The sequence below is a fragment of the Glaciihabitans sp. dw_435 genome, from assembly GCF_018449675.1.
Classification (GTDB): Bacteria; Actinomycetota; Actinomycetes; order Actinomycetales; family Microbacteriaceae; genus Glaciihabitans.
The window spans coordinates 12,174-27,979 of record NZ_JAAVUZ010000019.1 but is presented as its reverse complement, the minus strand read 5'-3'; the positions used below and the strand labels follow the sequence as shown (position 1 = coordinate 27,979).

Below are 15,806 nucleotides of genomic sequence, written 5' to 3'. Positions count from 1 at the left end.
AACTGTGTAGTTGGTAATACGAACTATATAGTGCGTAATACGAACTATGCAACTACGATGGACACATGACCACGCCAGCCGATGCGACAGATTCATTTGAAGCGGATGCCCCGGGGCAGGGTGACGAGCTGGTGGACCTGCTCGTGCAGACCTCCTTCGATGTGATCGCGATCGTGACGCGTGTGGGTGCCGAGCACGACATGTCGTTGACGCTCGTGCGGATGCTCGGGATCCTGCGGGACCGCACGCTGAAGGCGGCCGAGCTCGCCGACTACCTGGGGCTGGAGCGGTCCACCGTCAGTGGTCTCATCGACCGGGCAGAGCGCCGAGGGTTCGTCGTGCGCGAGGCGCACTCGGCCGACGGACGCTCAGTGCAGCTGCGCCTCACCGATGCCGGCCAGGCGATGGCGAAACGCGGCGCCGATGAGATCGCCGTGCGCATGGCCCCCCTGCTCGAGAGGGTGCCGCCGCGCCTGCGCGAGCTCCTCGCCGACTAACGACGGCGGTCGACATCGACATCGGCGGCCGAGATTTTCAGGATCCCAGCCGGATCAGGCCGTTGCCGAGGATTCCGGCTCCGATGAGGAGAAGGACGATGGCGGTGATGATGCTCTGGTTGCGGGTCATCCAGTCCCGCGTCGCTCGGATGCGGGGCTCCATCGTCGCCGGCCGCTGCAGCGTGAGGATGACCGGCACCGCGATGGTCGATGCGCTGATCGCCGTGTAAATCAGCAGTTCGATCACCGCTTCGGCCAAGCCCTGGTAATTGCTGCCGACCACGAGCCCGGTCGCCGCGGCGAGCACGAGCGCCTTCGGTCGCACGTTCAGAACGATGGCCGTGACGAATGCGGGCCAACGGCCCATCCGTTGCACGCGACCGAGCCACGCGGAGGTTCTGCCCGGCGTCGGCGGCTCGATCCGGAAGGCGCGGATGCCGATGACGAGCATCACGGCGCCGACGATGATCTCCAGCACCCCGATGACCGTGCCGCTCGTGCCCGACAGATCCTTCGGGAGCTGTGCGAGGCCGACGGCGAAGATTGCGGCAACCCCGAACAGCCCGAGAAACCATCCGACGAGGAACAGGGGCGCCGACTCTGCTCGCCGCGGTGACAACAGGAGCGCCAGCGTGGCGAGGACCGGGACGGTGCTCAGTGCCACGGCAAGGGCGATCGGGATGATTGACCCGATCACGATCAGCACGATGACTCCGTCCCGCGGCACGCTAGTTGGAGGAAATGTAGTTCGTCGAGGCGGCTGGCGCTACCCGCAGAGCGAGTGAGTTGCGGAGGTTGTCGAGGTGCAGTGCGCTCTGTATAGGCTCCCCCTGTGTCCACGAAAATCGTAAAGAAGCTGACCCGCGCTCGCGAGCGGACGGTACCGGTGCGCGTCCGTCGTGGAAATCTGAAAAAGGGCACGGATGTCATTCATGGGGTGATCGTCGCTATCGGTCCCGACTGGGTCGTCGTTTCTGCGATGGACGACTCCGTCTACTTTGATGGATGGCACGCGCTGCGGTTAGACGACATCACCGCCGTCGTTTCTGACGATGGCGACTTTGAGGAGTATTTCGCTCGCGCGGTGGCCGCCCACGGCTCTGGTCCCGAACTGCCCGCGTGGATAGGGGAAGCCGTCGCCGCGCGGCGGACGAAAGCGCTGATGCAGCTCGTCATGGGTGCCGATCTATGCGGGCTGTACATGGAAGCGGACTGGCCCGATGAGCTGTACATCGGATCGTTCCTTGGCCGACGTGAGAAAAAGAGATTTGCCTTCGATCGGATCGACCCGGCGGGTAATTGGTGGGACAGAGCGAGCGTATTTCCAGCTCGGAGAATCACCCGGGTAACCATCGGAGGTCGATATCTGGATGCACTGGTGCAGTTTGGCGAGCCTGTGCCCAATGCCCGGCTGCACGGCGAGTAGACATGTTGGAGCCATCCCATATAGGGGCATATTTCACAGGCGCTGCCGCGGTCTGTTCGAGCTTCGTAGGGTTCTATTCGCATAGGGCCATTCGCCGCGGTCGCCAATAGGCGTCCGTCCGTCGATCCGCCCACTCGGTACACTCGTGACGCCATGACAACGACGTCTTTTTCCACACCGCCGCTCTCCGCTCAGACCCGTCGCGCCCGCGTGGGCGTCGCCCTTTTCTTCCTCACCAACGGGGCGCTGTTTGCCAACCTGCTGCCGCGGTATCCGGAGATCAAGTCGGCGCTCGACCTCACGAACACGCAGTTCGGACTCGCGGTCGCCGCGTTCCCCGTTGGGGCTCTGGTCGCCGGGCTCGCCGCAGGCGGACTCATCCGCCGCTTCCGCTCGTCGCGCGTGGCGCTGTTCGGCACGGTCGTCACGAGCGCCGGCGTGCTGCTGGCCGGCCTCGCTCCGACGTGGGCGCTGCTCGCGGGCGCCCTGTTCCTGGCTGGAGCCATGGACTCGATTACGGATGTCGCGCAGAACTCTCACGCCCTCCGCGTGCAGCGTCTGTTCGGCCGGTCCATCCTGAATTCCTTCCACGCCATCTGGAGCGTCGGGGCCGTGCTCGGTGGCCTCATGGCCGGGGGAGCCGCGGCGCTCCACCTCCCGCTCGGCGAGCACCTCACCATCTCGGCCATCCTGTTTATCGCGACAGCCATCGTGGCGTACCGCCTCTCGCTGCCCGGCCCCGAGCCGCTCGAAGTGATTCCAACCGACACGGACGCCACCGAGACGGCGACCCTCCGCAGCGGACGCTGGGCCAAATACGCGCTGCTCGGCGCGCTGGTGGTGGTCGCTCTGTCGGGCACCATCTTCGAGGATGCGGGCAACTCCTGGTCCGCGCTATACCTCTCCGGCTTCCTCGGCTCCTCGGCCGGCGTCGCGGCCTTCGGATACGTCGCGCTCACCGGCGCGCAGTTCATCGGCCGCATCCTCGGTGACAGGCTCGTCGACAGGTTTGGCCAGCGCGCGATTGCCCGCACGGGAGGAGCCGTCGCCGCCCTTGGCATGGGCGCCGCACTCGCGTTCCCCTCAATCCCGATGACGATCGTTGGCTTCGCGCTCGTGGGCCTCGGTTCCGCCACGCTGGTGCCCGCCGCCATGCACGCCGCGGACGAGCTCCCCGGCTTCCGTGCCGGCACCGCCCTCACTATCGTCAGCTGGCTCATGCGCGTCGGCTTCCTGATTTCACCGCTCATTGTCGGCATGATTGCGGATGCCTCGTCGTTGCGTTTCGGCCTGCTGATCGTGCCCGCGGCTGGCGTTCTGGTGGTCGTGTTCTCGGGAGTGCTCAGCAGGAGCCGATCGGCCGCCACCGTCGATTGAGCTTCTTCCCACAGTGACGTAAATGTGTGACGATTGTGAGAATTGCTCTATACGTAATCCGACGGAGGAGTTCGCATGGCCCGGTGGCCTCACCTCATCACGGCGCTGGTCGTGGCCGCGACGCTGACCGCGTGCGCGAACTCCGGCATGACGCTGACGACGCCGGACGTCAAGTACACGCCGACGGCGGCGCCCGCCGTCGCGGCGACAGTGCTGCCCGAGAGTGTGGTGGGCGACGAGGTGCGCACGTCCGGGTGCATCGAACCCGACCGGCTGGCAAACTGCGAGATCAAGCCGGGGGAGTGCTACCCGTGGAGCTGGGCGGCGAACACCGATCCCAATCAGGTCGCGGGCTCCGAGATAGAAATCCCCAAGGACAGTGGTCCGCGCAAGTACGCCACCGGCACGACGATCCTCAACTCCAAGAAGGTGCCCGTCGCGTACATCGTCGGCGCCGGGGACATCCTGGACTTCATCTCGGCGCGCCTGTGCATGCAGGGCGCCTACCTGAACACGATCAACCAGGTGCGTCGCGACGGACCCCTCTATGCGGGCGACACCCTCAACCTCGACGCGCACACGATTGTGAGCGTCGGTGATGAGAACGGCGTAGTGTACAAAAACGAGGCGCCGGACCCGATTCCGCCCCAGCACTGACTCGTCACCGGACGGTTCTGTCAACCGATTTCCACGGTTTTTTGCGGCGCGTAACCTCGCAATCGGAGAGGAGAGGTGATGGCAACTCATTCGTTCCAGGACGCGTCGGACGCACTGTCGTCCTCCGCAGGGCAGGTCTCCGAACTGGCCCAACCGTTCCTGAAGTTTCTGCCCGTGTCCGGGGCATCCGTGTCGACCTTCGGATCCTTTCTCGGGCCGGAGACGATTTCTGCCACCGACTCCCGCGCCGAGCGGGTGGACGAGTTGCAGTTCGATCTGGGCGAGGGTCCCTGCTGGGATGCCCTCACTACACGTCGCCCCGTGCTGGCGCCCGATCTGGCGGCGAATCGCGAGAACCGGTGGCCGGCGTTCTCGAGCGCGATCCAGTCGGAGGATATCGGCGCGATCTTCGCGTTCCCACTGCTGTTCGGGCCCCTCGAGATCGGGGCCATCGACCTGTACTCCGAGGGACCGATGTCGCTCACGTCCGAGCAGCAGCGCAACACCCTGGAGCTATCGGCGCTCGTCAGCCGCATCCTTCTGCGCAACGCCATCGAGCAGGCCGGAGCCACCGACACCGAGGGGCCGTTCTCGCGGCGGCTCATTCACCAAGCGACAGGCATGGTCCTCGCGCAACTGGGTACCACCTCCGACGACGCCTACCTCATCATCCAGGCACGCGCCTTCGCCGAAAGTCGATCCATGCAGGATGTCGCGACAGATGTCGTCGAGCGACGCCTGACATTCACCAATCGGGATGACTCGCCGGAGGTGACGACATGACCGATGAAACCGCTCGTGCTGAGGCTCTTTTTAATGTGTTCACCACCCTCGCCGACACCCTCGTCGCCGACTACGACGTGATCGACCTTCTGCAGACCCTCGTGGAGAGCTGCCACGATCACCTCGACGCGGATTCGGCTGGCCTCCTGCTCGCCAACTCCGCCGGGCAACTTGAGGTGGTCGCCTCCACCAGCGATGCGAACACCCTCGTCGAAGTCATGCAGCTCGACGCCAACGCGGGTCCGTGCCTTGAAAGCTTCCGCACCCAGCAGATCGTGTCGCTGCCCGATGTCGAGGTAGCTTCCGAGCGATGGTCCCGTTTCGCCGCGACGGCGCTCGGGCAGGGCATCCACTCGGTGTACGCGATTCCCCTTCGCCTGCGCGATTCGACCATCGGCACCCTCAACCTCATGCGCAACGAGCGCGGCGAGCTCAACCGCGAAGACATTCGTGCGGCCCAGGCGCTCGCCGATGTTGCGACCATCGGCATCCTTCAGGAGCGCGCGATTCGGGATGCCTCGGCGGTGCGTGATCAGCTGCAGGGAGCCCTCACCAGCCGGATCGTGATCGAACAGGCAAAGGGCGTTGTTGCCGAGACAGCGAACCTCTCGATGGACGAGGCATTCACCCTGATCCGCAAGCACGCCCGGTCGAACCAGACGCCGCTTAGCGAGGTCGCCCAGAAGCTGGTAGCCGGCGAGCTGCGTCTCTGATCAGCGGCGGATCAACCCGGCCGAGACGGCCCACAGCTTCTCTGCCGTGGCCGGATCGAGCGCCCATTCCTTGACGCCGTGCGGGTGGTCGGCGAGGCTCGCGTCATTGGAGACGGTGTAGGCCTCGATGCCATCGTCGAGGTAGTGCCCGCCCGTGTGCGCAAACTCGGGAGCGACGGCGGCCACCAGCGTCGTCGCCGCGCCCTGCTCCACCGTCTTGTACGCGAAGAGCCCGGCAGCCTCTGCTCCGTCGAGGGACTCCTTCTGCTGCACGGTGAAGTTGCGCTGCAGGCCCGTCTTTACACCGCCGGGGTTGGCGACGTTCGCAACAATGCCGTCGGATGCCCAGAGCCGGGTCGCCTCGACGGCGAGCAGCGAGTTCGCCGTCTTCGCCTGCGCATACGCGAGCTGCGGGTCGTACGGCCGCCGCTCGAACTGCAGGTCGTCAAAATCGATGCCGCCGCGCATGTGCGCCGTCGAGCTGAGCGACACGATGCGGGCACCATCGCGCTCGGATGCCCCGGCGGCCAGCGCGCGGTGCAGCCCCGTGGTCAGGGCGAAGTGCCCGAGGTGATTGGTGGCGAGCTGCAGCTCCCAGCCCTCGGCTGTGCGCTGGAGACCCCCGGTCACCAGTCCCGCGTTGTTGATCAGCAGATGGAGGGAGCCGCGCCACGCGGCGACGAAGCGCGCAACTGACCCCTGGTCGGCGAGATCCAGGGCGGCGACCGTCGGGCGGATCTGGCCAGTCGACCCAGCGATGGCATCCGCCACGGCATTGCCGGCGGCGAGGTTACGGACGGCGAGCGTGACATCCGCTCCCGCACTGGCAAGCGCCCGGGCAGTCTCGACGCCGATCCCGGACGACCCACCGGTGACAATCGCCCGCACGCCTCGCAGGTCGTGGCCGTCGATGACGTCCGCGGCGGTGCTCGTCGCGTCGAAGCCGGTGGTGATGGGGGTGGTGTGGTTCATTTTTCTCCTGAGCGGATGTCGCAGCTGGCGTCGGGCGTGGATCGATGTCTCACGCGGCCAGATCGTTAACTATACGCACTATTCAGATTCTGTAAAGTGTGACTGGTTCGAGTATGCTCGAAGCATGGAGTCACGCAACCCAGAAGTGCTGTCCAGCAGCGCCGTCGAACCGGGACGGCGCGAGGCCGTACTCGAGTCGGCGCTCGAGACCTTTGGGCGCTTCGGCTACCGCAAGACCTCGATGGAGGAGGTGGCCCGCGCCGCGCACATCTCGCGCCCGGGCCTGTACTTCCTGTTCAGTTCGAAGCAGGACCTCTTCCGCGCCGCGGTGGCGCAGGCTCTGGAAGCGGATGTCTCGGCCGCCGAGTCACTGCTTGCCGACGAGCACCTTCCGCTGCGCGACCGACTGCTCGGTGCGTTCGACCGCTGGACCGGGCGCTACATCGGAGCGCTGGCCCGCGATGTCTCGTCGGTCGTGGAGGAGAATCCCGAGCTGCTGGGCACGCTCACGGTGGAGTACCCGATCCGGTTCGCGGGGGCCGTGACATCGGCGCTGGCGACCGGGCTCCCGGCGGTTCAGCGCGGGGACGCGGAGGCGATCGCCCAGACGCTCGGCAGCGTGTCCGTGGGCATCAAGTACCAGGTCTCCTCGCGGGAGGACTTTCTGGCGAGACTCGGCGTCGCGATCGACCTGTTGGTGCGCTGACCCGTTTTCTTCCGGTGTCGGGCTAGCGCAGGTGCGCGGCGGGCAGCGCGGCAAGCTCGCGCGAGATCGCCTCAAGGGGTGAGTAGCCGGCGATCGCGGTGGCCATTGCCTGGGCGTGACGGCGGTACGAGTCATCCGCCAACACCGTACGAACCGCAGCGCCGATGGCAGCGGCCGTCGGTCGACCGGTGCGGAGGTTCTTGCCGACTCCAAAGTGGGCGACCCGCGCGGCGACCTCCGGCTTGTCTTCGGCGGCGCCGGCGACCACCAGCGGCAGGCCGTGGCGGAGGGCAAGCTGCACCCCGCCGAAGCCACCGTTGGTGACCATCACGTCGGTCAGGGGCAGGAGCTGGTCGTACGGCAGGAACTCGGCGACGCGCGCGTTGGCGGGCAGGACGCCGAGCTGGGCGATCGGTGCGCCGCCGGTGCTGGCGACGACGAGCACGTCGTCGTTCGCGAGCGCGTCGAGGGTTGGACGCAGGAGCTTGGAGAAGTCGTGGTTGTCGAGCGTGCCCTGGGTGACGTGCACGACGGGGCGGCCGGCGGAGAGGTCTGACCACCAGTCGGGCAGCGCCGCGGGCGCGCGGGTCGAGGCGGGTGGCGGCACCGGCCCGATAAACACGGTGTTGGGCGACAGGTCGCTGCGCGGGTACTCGAACTCCGCCGGGCCGAGCTGCAGGAACCTGTCGAACGAGACGCCGAGGTTGAGCACGAACCGGTCGAGGGGAGCGTCGGCGACCTCGTCGATCAGCCGCGCAGCCAGCTTCTGCGTCTTCGCGAACAGCACCTTCTCGACCAGGAGGTTCATCGCGCGGTTCCGCAGTCGGCCGAGCGGCGTGGACGAGGGGGCGAGCGCGGTGTTGAAGGGCGCGACGTCACGGCTTACCTCGGCGACGGGGCCGATTCCGATGCCGATCACGGGCGGCCGGGTCATCCGCTCGCCCGACAACAGGGGCAGAACCCCGGCAAACATCGAATCGACGAGAACGGCGTCGACCTGCTCGAGCTCGAGGATCGCGCGGAGCCCGCGGTATTGGTCGGGAATGGTGACGATGAAGGTCTGGCGCACCTGGTACTGCGAGAGGGCGAGGCCGCGGTACTTCGAGAGGTCGGGCACGAAGGAGGTCTCGTCGGTCTCGTCGAAGTCGGCGCGTCCGGTGAGCGGGACGAACTCGAGCCCGTTGGCGAGCACCTGCCGCTCGAAGCGTGACCCCGTCAGCATGATCACGCGGTGCCCCTCGCTCACGAGGTGGGCGCCGATGGAGATCAGCGGTGCGGCGTGCCCGTACAGGGGTGTGCTGCCGAGCAGGTATGTCGCCACGGGGGTCCCTTCGCCGGTGGTAAATTGGGTATGTTCGGAATATAACAGATTGAGGGAGGGGTGGCGAGTGAGCCCGAGAGCGTACGCGTCGCCGGCCCGGCAGGCTGCGGCCCTCGAGACCCAGCGCCGCATTCTGCGGTCGGCCGGTGAGCTGTTTGCCGGGCAGGGGTACGGGCGCACGTCCATCAAGGCGATCGCCGACCACGCCGGGGTGTCGGTGCCGTCGGTGAATCTCGCCGGGACGAAGCCGTCGTTGCTCGTGCGCGCGGTGGCGCTGCAGTTCATGGGCGACGAAGACCGTGAGAGTTTTGCCGATCGCCCGTCGATTGTGGAGCTGATGGCTGACCCGAACGGCGATCGCGCCATCGGGGGATACGCGCTGTTTCTCGCGGAAGCCAACGCCGGCGTCGCCCGGCTGGTGCGCGCCATGCAGGTGGCGGCCGACTCCGATGACGCGGTGCGCGCGGCGGTGGCCGAGGGGGAGGTGCGGCGTCGTGACGACATGCTGGTCGCCACCGGCTGGATGGTGCAGCGCGGCTTTGTCACCGAGGCGGATGTCCCGGACGCGGCGATCACGCTCGCCTGGGTGACCTCCACCGAGACCTACCTGCACTTCGTGGACCTGAACGGGTGGACGATCGAGCGGTACGCCGCGTGGCTGGAATCAGCGCTCCGTCGGCTCGTGTTTTCTGCCTGATCAGGCGGTGTGGGCCAGTAGCTCGGCCACGATCTGATCCCAGGCCGGCGGCGGTGGGTTCTGGTGTCCCATCCCGGGCACGACCACGAGTCGCGCACCGGGGATCAGCTCGGCGAGGCGCTCACCGTGGGGGAGGGGAAACATCGGGTCGGCGGAGCCGTGGATCACCAGTGTGGGGATGGCGATGGTCGTGACATCCACCGTCTCATCCGTTCCCTGGTCGATCATCCAGTGGTTACCGCTGGACGCCGGCGACTCCGTGCGCGACCGCACGGCCTCCGCGATGCGGCGAAGGCGGGCCTCGTCCACGGCGAGGGTGCCCGAGTAGAGCAGCTCGGTCTCGACGAACCACGTGCCCACTGCCGTGGCGTCCGTCCAGTCGGGGTCGGGTGTCGGGCTGCTGAGCGCCGCGGACATCTTGGCCGTCGGTGGCGGCAGGGCGGGCGCATCGGCGGGGCCGCTACCGATCGCGGTCGTCGACATGAGGGTGATGGACGCGAGCAACTCCGGCCGGCGCTGCGCCAGGCGCTGCAGCAGGGCACCGCCCATCGACAGCCCCACGACGTGGGCGGGCGCCGCGTGCAGATGCTCGATGAGGCCGGCCAGATCGTCTACGAGGTCGCTGCCGGTGTAGCGGGCTTCGCCCGGAGGCACGGTTTCGGACTGCCCGGTGTCGCGAAGGTCGTAGCGGATGACCCGGCGCGGCCCGTTCTCGGAATCACCCGCCGCGAGCTGTCGGCAGAAGTCATGGTCCCACCAGTCCATCGAGCTTGCGCCGCCAGCGACCAGGATGATCACCGGCCCGGTGCCGGTACCGAACTCCTGGTACGCCAGCCGCGCGGCGTTGACCGTGGCGATAGTGATGGGCGACTCTGCCGATTCCATGGCCCCAGTATTGGATTGCTGCCCCGGCGGGTCAACCGCCGAGCGACGGAGCGTGCTTCTTAGGAGCGGGGAGCAGCGTCGTCGGCGGCCGGCGGCGCATAGGGTTTCGGCACAGTGGCGTCGTCCGGAGTGGTCGGTGCAATCGGTGCAATCGGAGTCGTCGGTGCAGTCGCCGCCGGGGTCTCGCCGGTCGGTGCAACGTACGGGCGGGGATCGGACGAGCCGTCGTAGAGGGCGTCCAGCGCCGGGGCGGCATTGCCGTACTCGCGGTGCTTTGCCGCCTTGAAGGCGCGGCGCAGCGTGCTGAAGGACCCGAGAACGCCGAAGGCCAGGGCGAGCACCAGGCCGAACGCGTTATCGCCGAGCAGGGTGGGGAAGTCCTCGCCGAGGTAGGTCCAGAACCCGGGGATGTTCGGCACGTCCCACGCTGACATGGAGGTGACATCCGCCACGGCCCGCACGTAGTCGACCACGAGGCCGAAGTAGAAACTCAGCAGGAGAGTCACGAGGGTCACGCCACTGATGATGAACACGCCAGCGCGGCTGACAACACCGCCCGATCCCTTTTGGTACAGCCAGACCGCCGCGGCAGCAACACCGTAGGCCACCAGCGACACGACGAAACCGAAGCTCCAGATGACTACCCACGCGATGATGCCGACGGGAATCACGATCAGCGCAAAGAGCGCGCCGCGCAGCATGTTCTCCGCGGGGATCGCCTGCGTCGACATCGGAGAATCCGACTCAGAGTACGGCTGCGGCACGGGCAGTGGAGCGTCTGGCGTTGTCATTGTGGTCCCCCTGGACATCCGTCAACAATTGCCGCAAGAGTACAGCACACCTGATAAATCTCTGAGAAAGTCTCCGCGCTCAATGCGGAGCCGACCGAAGTCCCAGATTCGAGCTCGCATAATGAGGTCGAATCATCCACCGATTGGAAGCGCCATGTACCGACTCATTGGAGCGAATCACGCCCTCGGCGGGCTGCCGTTTTCCGCGCAGGTGTTCCTGCGCTCACTGGACGGGATCCGCAGCAGGTTGGCGCGCGAGGCCGGTGTCTCTGGCACAGAACTGCGTGCGCTGTCACGCATCGCCGAGGAATCTCACATCACCCCGGCGGCGCTCGCCGAGCACCTGGATCTCCCGCAGACGGCGGCCGACGTTGTCACGAACGAGTTGTCCGGGCGAGGGCTCTTGCTGACCACAGCCGACCCTGCCGACGGTCCGTCGTTCGAGCTGACGCCCACCGGCCATTCGCTCATGGAGAAGGTCTACTTGGACTTCCAGGGCTCCATCACCGCCGCGGCCGACAGCCTCGACGACGAACGCAGGTCTGTGTTCGACTCCGCGCTGCTCAAGATGGCGCGCAAGCTCGACGCCGCCGCAGGCGACGCGCTCCCCGCGACGAACTAGGCCGCGAGCACCGCTTCGACGCTGGCCGCGATGATGTCGAGGCCGCGGCCCAGCGTCTCATCACTGATGATGAGGGCGGGCAGCAACTTCAGAACCTCGTCGACGGGGCCGGATGTCTCGACCACAAGTCCGCGCGTGAATGCCTCTGCCGCGACGGCCTTGGCGAGGTCGGGCATCGCCGTGCTCGCAAAGCCGAAGATGAAGCCACGCCCGCGCACCTGAAGCTCGGCCTGCGGGAACTTCGCCGCGATCGCCGCGAGACGGTCCTTGACGATGATCTCCTTGCGGCGAACATCGACCGTGAGGGCGTCGTCCTGCCAGTACGTTTCGAGCGCAATGGCCGCGCAGACGAAGGCCATGTTGTTGCCCCGGAACGTTCCGCTGTGCGACCCGCGCTCCAGCACATCCAGCTCGCGCTTGAGAAGAACCAGCGACATCGGCAGTCCGTAACCGGACAGCGACTTTGACAGCGTGACGATGTCGGGCACGATTCCGGATGCCTCGAAGCTGAAGAACGTGCCGGTGCGACCGGCTCCGACCTGAATGTCATCGACGATCATCACAATGCCGTGACGCGTGCACAGCTCGGACAGGCCGCGCAGCCACTCGGGACTCGCAACGTTGATGCCACCCTCGGCCTGAATGGTCTCAACGATCACGGCGGCCGGAAGCTCGAGCCCGCTGCTCGGGTCGTTGAGCATCTTCTCGAGGTAGGCGAGGGTGTCCAGACCGGGAACGTAGCCGTCGAACGGAACGAACACGACGTCGTTGAGGGAGTACCCCGCGGCCTGGCGGAAGTGCTGGTTGGCGGTGGTGGCGAGCGATCCGCCGCTGACGCCGTGGAACGCGCGGGTGAAGGCGACGACAGTCGAGCGACCGGTCGACTTGCGTGCGATCTTGAGCGCGGCTTCGACCGCGTTGGTACCGGTGGGGCCGGTGAAGTGAAGCTTGTAGTCGAGACCGCGCGGTTCGAGGATGATGCGCTGGAAGGACTCGAGGAAGTGCTTCTTGGCCACGGTCGCCATGTCGAGCGAGTGGGAGATCGCGTCGTTGCCGATGTAGTCGAGCAGGGCCTGCTTCATGATCGGGTTGTTGTGCCCGTAGTTGAGTGCTCCGGCACCGCTGAAGAAGTCGATGTACTCGTCGCCGTCTTCGTCGATCATTGTCGAACCGACGGCGCGGTCGAAGATCACCGGGAAGGACCGGATGTAGCCCCGGACGTCAGACTCTAAGTCCGAAAATATTCCTAGATCCATGTGACACGTCTCCTCGCATTGCGCACTGACTGCGCGACCCCTAAGACTACCGAGGGCCTCGCCGTGGACGATGAGCAAACGCTGATGGTGGGCTATTTCCGAGGCACGACCGGGGTAACGTCCCACACGACGGGAGCGGGATAGAACGGGTTCACGGTTGGATCCGGCTCCGAGAAGAACACCTCATCCGCGTTCTGCCAGCTCAGTCCAACCACGGTGGATCCGATGGGAGCCGTGTACACGACACAGGCGATGTACTCATCGCGCCCGCGGTCGTCTTGCAAATCGAATCTCGGCACCTCGAACGGACAGGCGGTGTCGGCTGTCATCGCGCCAAAGTACTCCCGCGAGACGACGTCGCCTTCCTTCCCATCATTCAGCACGGGACGTAAAAGGGGAGTCGTGTACGACGTCACGTTGCCGGTCACCCACCGGTACTGGATCACGGCGAAGAACGGGGTGTCTCCGGCGAACTCCCCGCCGTTCTCGAACTTGTCCCAGAAGGAGGGGTCGCCCTGAGCCAGCCCGAGCACGGTCGTCTCGATCGCGTCATCCGCCACGCCCTTGAAGTCCGTCTGGGGGAGTAGGGCGATCTCGCCTGGCGCAAGGTGTTGTCCAGGCGTCGCCGTGGGCGCCCGACCTGCCGGCATGGCAACGGTGTCGAACGGCATCGCGGGCAGAGCATCGCCGTCACCGCTCGAGCAGCCGGTCAGCAGCCCGCCGATAGCGACCGCTCCGACGAGTGAAAGCACAGCCCATCGGCCAGCTGTCTTATGAATTCTCATGTATCCCCCTGCCGACAACTTCGCAGCGCGGCGGGGCAAATGCAAGTGATCATGGCCTACGTGGGTTGATCAATCGTCCGCAACAGTGCATTGCCGCTACCGCCGCTCGCGCCTACGCTGGCCGTGTGTCCAGGATCTTTGGTATCGAGTTCGCAGCGCTGTATCCGCTCTATGTCGCGAAAGTGGAGCGCAAGGGCCGGAGCGCAGAGGAGATCGATGAGGTCATTCTCTGGCTAACCGGGTTCGATCAGGCAACGCTTCGGCGACACATCGAGAAGGGGTCAACTGTCGAGCAGTTCTTCGCAGACGCTCCCATGAATCCGAACGCGTCGCTGATCACTGGTGTCGTGTGCGGTGTCAGGGTCGAAGAGATCGAGGATCCGCTGATGCAGCAGATCCGGTACCTCGACAAGCTCGTCGATGAGCTTGCCAAAGGCAAAGCGATGGAGAAGGTGCTACGCGCCCCTCTGCCCGTCACCGGAGAATGACTGCTAGACCCCAGCCATGTGGTTGGAAGCCGTCGCAATCAGGTCACCAACAAAGAATGGAATGATCACCGCCAGGAAGGCGGCCAGTGGAAACTCCGAGGAAAAGCGGCGCCGTCGCACCCCGCGCCGGATTTCCAGCACGATGGCGACAATGGCGATAACGATGGGGCCCGCACCGCCAACTGAGTGCCAATCTCGATGGCGTAGTAGTTGCACTAGGCGGAACACCCGCCGCTGGGTAATCCGAAGAAGATCGAGTACCAACTGACGAGCGCGGTCCTGAGGTTGGCTTTTGGCGCCCAGCACTTCGGCTTAGCAAGCGAGTGATCGGATTATGAAGTTTAGATGACTTTATTACACATAGATAAACTTAACTAAAGATGATAATTTTGACAAATGGACAACATCGACAACCCATATACGCCTAATGCGGGGGCGTCACCGGAGATCTTGATTGGCCGGGATAGCCAAATCGAGATCTTTCGGACGTTGCTGAAAAGACTCGCGCGCGGACGGTCAGAACAGTCGATGATCATCACCGGCCTTCGTGGAGTTGGAAAGACGGTTCTCCTCAACCGGTTTCTAGCGATCGCCAATGAAGAGAATTGGGAGGTAGTGGAGTTTGAAGCTAGAAAGCACGATGACAGCTACTTCCGCCAGACGATGTTCTCCCAGCTCAAAGCCGCTCTTCTCCGTCTTTCTCCAAGGGCAAAATGGACGGCCCGAGGACAGCGCGCAGCCGAGGTCCTAAGTGCATTCGGTGTCTCCGTCGACAATCAGGGAGCCTGGTCGATCTCATGGGACGTGCCAGCTGCCGAAGGTCTCGCTGACCATGGCGATCTAGGGATGGATTTGACCGACGTTTTGGTCGCAATTGGGGAAGCCGCGCAAGAACAGAACAAGGGCCTGGTAATCCTCATCGACGAAGTTCAGTTCCTTCGTGCGTCACAGCTCGAGGCCCTCATTCAAGCAATTCACAAGACAGTTCAACGAAAGCTTCCTATCACGTTCGTGGGGGCCGGGCTTCCGCAAATCGCGGAGCTTGCTGGGGATGCCAAGTCCTATGCAGAGCGGTTGTTTAAGTTTCCACGGATCGACTCATTGACCGGCGAAGATGCCCGAAAGGCGCTGACGGAGCCGGCTGCCGCAGAGGGTGCCGTTTTCCAGGAGGACGCTGTTGACCTAGCGATGGATATCACCCGTGGGTACCCCTATTTCATTCAGGAACTGGGTTACCAAGTTTGGAATGTGGCGACCGCGAACCGTATATATCGCGGTGACATCTTGCTTGCACGAGATGCTTACGACGCAAAGCCGGATAGTTCATTTTTTCGTGTTCGACTCGACAGGTCGACCCCGCTTCAGACCGCGTACATGCGTGCCATGGCCGAGCTCGGTCCCGACGCCCAAAAGGCTTCTGAGGTTGCACGCGTGATGGGACGTGATTCAACACAATTAGGCCCAACACGGGCAGAGCTGATCGAAATGGGGCTCTTATATACACCCGAGCATGGATACGCGGCATTCACGGTTCCGGACTTCGATAAGTTCATGCTGCGCGCGGTGCCGGCTCTTGACGTTCCTCCGAGGCAGAAGCGAAGAAGAAAAACGTAGTCAGGAATTCCGCAACGGACTTGACCGAACGATTCTAAGGAGTACCGAACGATAACGCTCAAGCGTTGTTCGCGCGGCATCTTCCGATTGCGCACCCTCGCGAGTGTCGAGCAACCTGATTGATTGCATCGAAGCGGGAACTGACGAGTCCATGCGCCAAACCTAACCGCTGCTTCGTCGGCGGCGGTCTCTTGCAGGATGCGGCGCGACCATCTC

General features: G+C 64.9%; 19 protein-coding genes. 11 read left to right on the top strand and 8 right to left on the bottom strand.

Translation table 11 applies throughout. From position 1 onward, the window contains the following. Nucleotides 1-65 precede the first annotated feature (65 nt). Nucleotides 66-497, top strand: coding sequence for a MarR family winged helix-turn-helix transcriptional regulator (locus tag HB677_RS16230; RefSeq protein ID WP_213816780.1), 432 nt, complete (start codon nucleotides 66-68; stop codon nucleotides 495-497). A 37-nt stretch (nucleotides 498-534) separates the two neighbouring features. Here HB677_RS16230 and HB677_RS16225 read toward each other — a convergent pair whose 3' ends face one another. Next, nucleotides 535-1,224 carry a GAP family protein gene (locus tag HB677_RS16225; protein ID WP_213816779.1) on the bottom strand — a complete coding sequence of 230 codons (690 nt, stop codon included), beginning with the start codon at nucleotides 1,222-1,224 and terminating at the stop codon, nucleotides 535-537. 105 nt (nucleotides 1,225-1,329) lie between these two features. On the opposite strand from HB677_RS16225, the gene HB677_RS16220 reads away from it, so the two are divergent. The 5 genes from HB677_RS16220 to HB677_RS16200 all read left to right on the top strand — a co-directional run bounded on the left by HB677_RS16220 (nucleotide 1,330) and on the right by HB677_RS16200 (nucleotide 5,453). Then, the gene (locus tag HB677_RS16220) at nucleotides 1,330-1,923 is read left to right on the top strand and encodes a hypothetical protein (RefSeq protein WP_213816778.1); all 594 of its coding nucleotides are present in this window, start codon (nucleotides 1,330-1,332) and stop codon (nucleotides 1,921-1,923) included. 153 nt (nucleotides 1,924-2,076) lie between these two features. Beyond that, complete coding sequence (locus HB677_RS16215) at nucleotides 2,077-3,300, top strand: MFS transporter (protein ID WP_213816777.1); 1,224 nt, start codon at nucleotides 2,077-2,079, stop codon at nucleotides 3,298-3,300. Between the two features lie 75 nt (nucleotides 3,301-3,375). Beyond that, nucleotides 3,376-3,957, top strand: coding sequence for a hypothetical protein (locus HB677_RS16210; RefSeq protein WP_213816776.1), 582 nt, complete (start codon nucleotides 3,376-3,378; stop codon nucleotides 3,955-3,957). Between the two features lie 78 nt (nucleotides 3,958-4,035). Continuing rightward, nucleotides 4,036-4,740, top strand: coding sequence for a GAF and ANTAR domain-containing protein (locus tag HB677_RS16205; protein WP_213816775.1), 705 nt, complete (start codon nucleotides 4,036-4,038; stop codon nucleotides 4,738-4,740). Beyond that, entirely contained in the window at nucleotides 4,737-5,453 is a 717-nt protein-coding gene (locus HB677_RS16200; RefSeq protein ID WP_213816774.1) for a GAF and ANTAR domain-containing protein, read from the top strand. Before HB677_RS16205 ends, HB677_RS16200 begins: the two co-directional genes overlap by 4 nt. Here HB677_RS16200 and HB677_RS16195 read toward each other — a convergent pair whose 3' ends face one another. Next, entirely contained in the window at nucleotides 5,454-6,425 is a 972-nt protein-coding gene (locus HB677_RS16195) for an SDR family NAD(P)-dependent oxidoreductase (protein WP_213816773.1), read from the bottom strand. A gap of 124 nt (nucleotides 6,426-6,549) precedes the next feature. On the opposite strand from HB677_RS16195, the gene HB677_RS16190 reads away from it, so the two are divergent. After that, complete coding sequence (locus HB677_RS16190; protein ID WP_213816772.1) at nucleotides 6,550-7,131, top strand: TetR/AcrR family transcriptional regulator; 582 nt, start codon at nucleotides 6,550-6,552, stop codon at nucleotides 7,129-7,131. A 22-nt stretch (nucleotides 7,132-7,153) separates the two neighbouring features. On the opposite strand, the gene HB677_RS16185 is transcribed toward HB677_RS16190, so the two are convergent. Next, complete coding sequence (locus tag HB677_RS16185; protein WP_213816771.1) at nucleotides 7,154-8,452, bottom strand: glycosyltransferase; 1,299 nt, start codon at nucleotides 8,450-8,452, stop codon at nucleotides 7,154-7,156. Nucleotides 8,453-8,519: 67 nt separating this feature from the next. On the opposite strand from HB677_RS16185, the gene HB677_RS16180 reads away from it, so the two are divergent. Continuing rightward, entirely contained in the window at nucleotides 8,520-9,149 is a 630-nt protein-coding gene (locus tag HB677_RS16180) for a helix-turn-helix domain-containing protein (protein ID WP_213816770.1), read from the top strand. Here HB677_RS16180 and HB677_RS16175 read toward each other — a convergent pair whose 3' ends face one another. Both HB677_RS16175 and HB677_RS16170 read right to left on the bottom strand, forming a co-directional pair. Then, nucleotides 9,150-10,034, bottom strand: a complete 885-nt coding sequence (locus HB677_RS16175; protein WP_213816769.1) for an alpha/beta fold hydrolase — start codon at nucleotides 10,032-10,034, stop codon at nucleotides 9,150-9,152. Between the two features lie 59 nt (nucleotides 10,035-10,093). Further along, nucleotides 10,094-10,825: a hypothetical protein gene (locus tag HB677_RS16170; protein WP_213816768.1), complete on the bottom strand. Its 732-nt coding sequence runs from the start codon at nucleotides 10,823-10,825 to the stop codon at nucleotides 10,094-10,096. Nucleotides 10,826-10,979: 154 nt separating this feature from the next. Between HB677_RS16170 and HB677_RS16165 the strand changes: the two genes are divergently transcribed. Beyond that, the gene (locus HB677_RS16165; RefSeq protein ID WP_213816767.1) at nucleotides 10,980-11,447 is read left to right on the top strand and encodes a MarR family winged helix-turn-helix transcriptional regulator; all 468 of its coding nucleotides are present in this window, start codon (nucleotides 10,980-10,982) and stop codon (nucleotides 11,445-11,447) included. Here HB677_RS16165 and ectB read toward each other — a convergent pair. Then, nucleotides 11,444-12,703 (bottom strand): diaminobutyrate--2-oxoglutarate transaminase, encoded by a 1,260-nt coding sequence (gene ectB, locus HB677_RS16160; RefSeq protein ID WP_213816766.1) that lies wholly within the window; start codon nucleotides 12,701-12,703, stop codon nucleotides 11,444-11,446. The two genes, HB677_RS16165 and ectB, sit on opposite strands and share 4 nt — an antisense overlap. 92 nt (nucleotides 12,704-12,795) lie before the next feature. Beyond that, nucleotides 12,796-13,455: a hypothetical protein gene (locus HB677_RS16155; protein WP_213816765.1), complete on the bottom strand. Its 660-nt coding sequence runs from the start codon at nucleotides 13,453-13,455 to the stop codon at nucleotides 12,796-12,798. 158 nt (nucleotides 13,456-13,613) lie between these two features. Here HB677_RS16155 and HB677_RS16150 point away from each other — a divergent pair, with 158 nt between their 5' ends. After that, complete coding sequence (locus HB677_RS16150) at nucleotides 13,614-13,976, top strand: DUF2200 domain-containing protein (RefSeq protein WP_213816764.1); 363 nt, start codon at nucleotides 13,614-13,616, stop codon at nucleotides 13,974-13,976. A 3-nt stretch (nucleotides 13,977-13,979) separates the two neighbouring features. On the opposite strand, the gene HB677_RS16145 is transcribed toward HB677_RS16150, so the two are convergent. Then, nucleotides 13,980-14,282: a hypothetical protein gene (locus HB677_RS16145; protein WP_213816763.1), complete on the bottom strand. Its 303-nt coding sequence runs from the start codon at nucleotides 14,280-14,282 to the stop codon at nucleotides 13,980-13,982. Between the two features lie 90 nt (nucleotides 14,283-14,372). Here HB677_RS16145 and HB677_RS16140 point away from each other — a divergent pair, with 90 nt between their 5' ends. After that, entirely contained in the window at nucleotides 14,373-15,590 is a 1,218-nt protein-coding gene (locus HB677_RS16140) for an ATP-binding protein (RefSeq protein WP_213816762.1), read from the top strand. The last annotated feature ends 216 nt before the right edge of the window (nucleotides 15,591-15,806 follow it).

Bases quoted from the DNA above. Each gene is read 5' to 3' on its own strand.
- HB677_RS16230 (WP_213816780.1), top strand. From the start codon at position 66: ATGACCACGCCAGCCGATGCGACAGATTCATTTGAAGCGGATGCCCCG.
- HB677_RS16215 (WP_213816777.1), top strand. From the start codon at position 2,077: ATGACAACGACGTCTTTTTCCACACCGCCGCTCTCCGCTCAGACCCGT.
- HB677_RS16210 (WP_213816776.1), top strand. From the start codon at position 3,376: ATGGCCCGGTGGCCTCACCTCATCACGGCGCTGGTCGTGGCCGCGACG.
- HB677_RS16205 (WP_213816775.1), top strand. From the start codon at position 4,036: ATGGCAACTCATTCGTTCCAGGACGCGTCGGACGCACTGTCGTCCTCC.
- HB677_RS16200 (WP_213816774.1), top strand. From the start codon at position 4,737: ATGACCGATGAAACCGCTCGTGCTGAGGCTCTTTTTAATGTGTTCACC.
- HB677_RS16195 (WP_213816773.1), bottom strand. From the start codon at position 6,425: ATGAACCACACCACCCCCATCACCACCGGCTTCGACGCGACGAGCACC.
- HB677_RS16190 (WP_213816772.1), top strand. From the start codon at position 6,550: ATGGAGTCACGCAACCCAGAAGTGCTGTCCAGCAGCGCCGTCGAACCG.
- HB677_RS16175 (WP_213816769.1), bottom strand. From the start codon at position 10,034: ATGGAATCGGCAGAGTCGCCCATCACTATCGCCACGGTCAACGCCGCG.
- HB677_RS16170 (WP_213816768.1), bottom strand. From the start codon at position 10,825: ATGACAACGCCAGACGCTCCACTGCCCGTGCCGCAGCCGTACTCTGAG.
- HB677_RS16165 (WP_213816767.1), top strand. From the start codon at position 10,980: ATGTACCGACTCATTGGAGCGAATCACGCCCTCGGCGGGCTGCCGTTT.
- ectB (WP_213816766.1), bottom strand. From the start codon at position 12,703: ATGGATCTAGGAATATTTTCGGACTTAGAGTCTGACGTCCGGGGCTAC.
- HB677_RS16140 (WP_213816762.1), top strand. From the start codon at position 14,373: ATGGACAACATCGACAACCCATATACGCCTAATGCGGGGGCGTCACCG.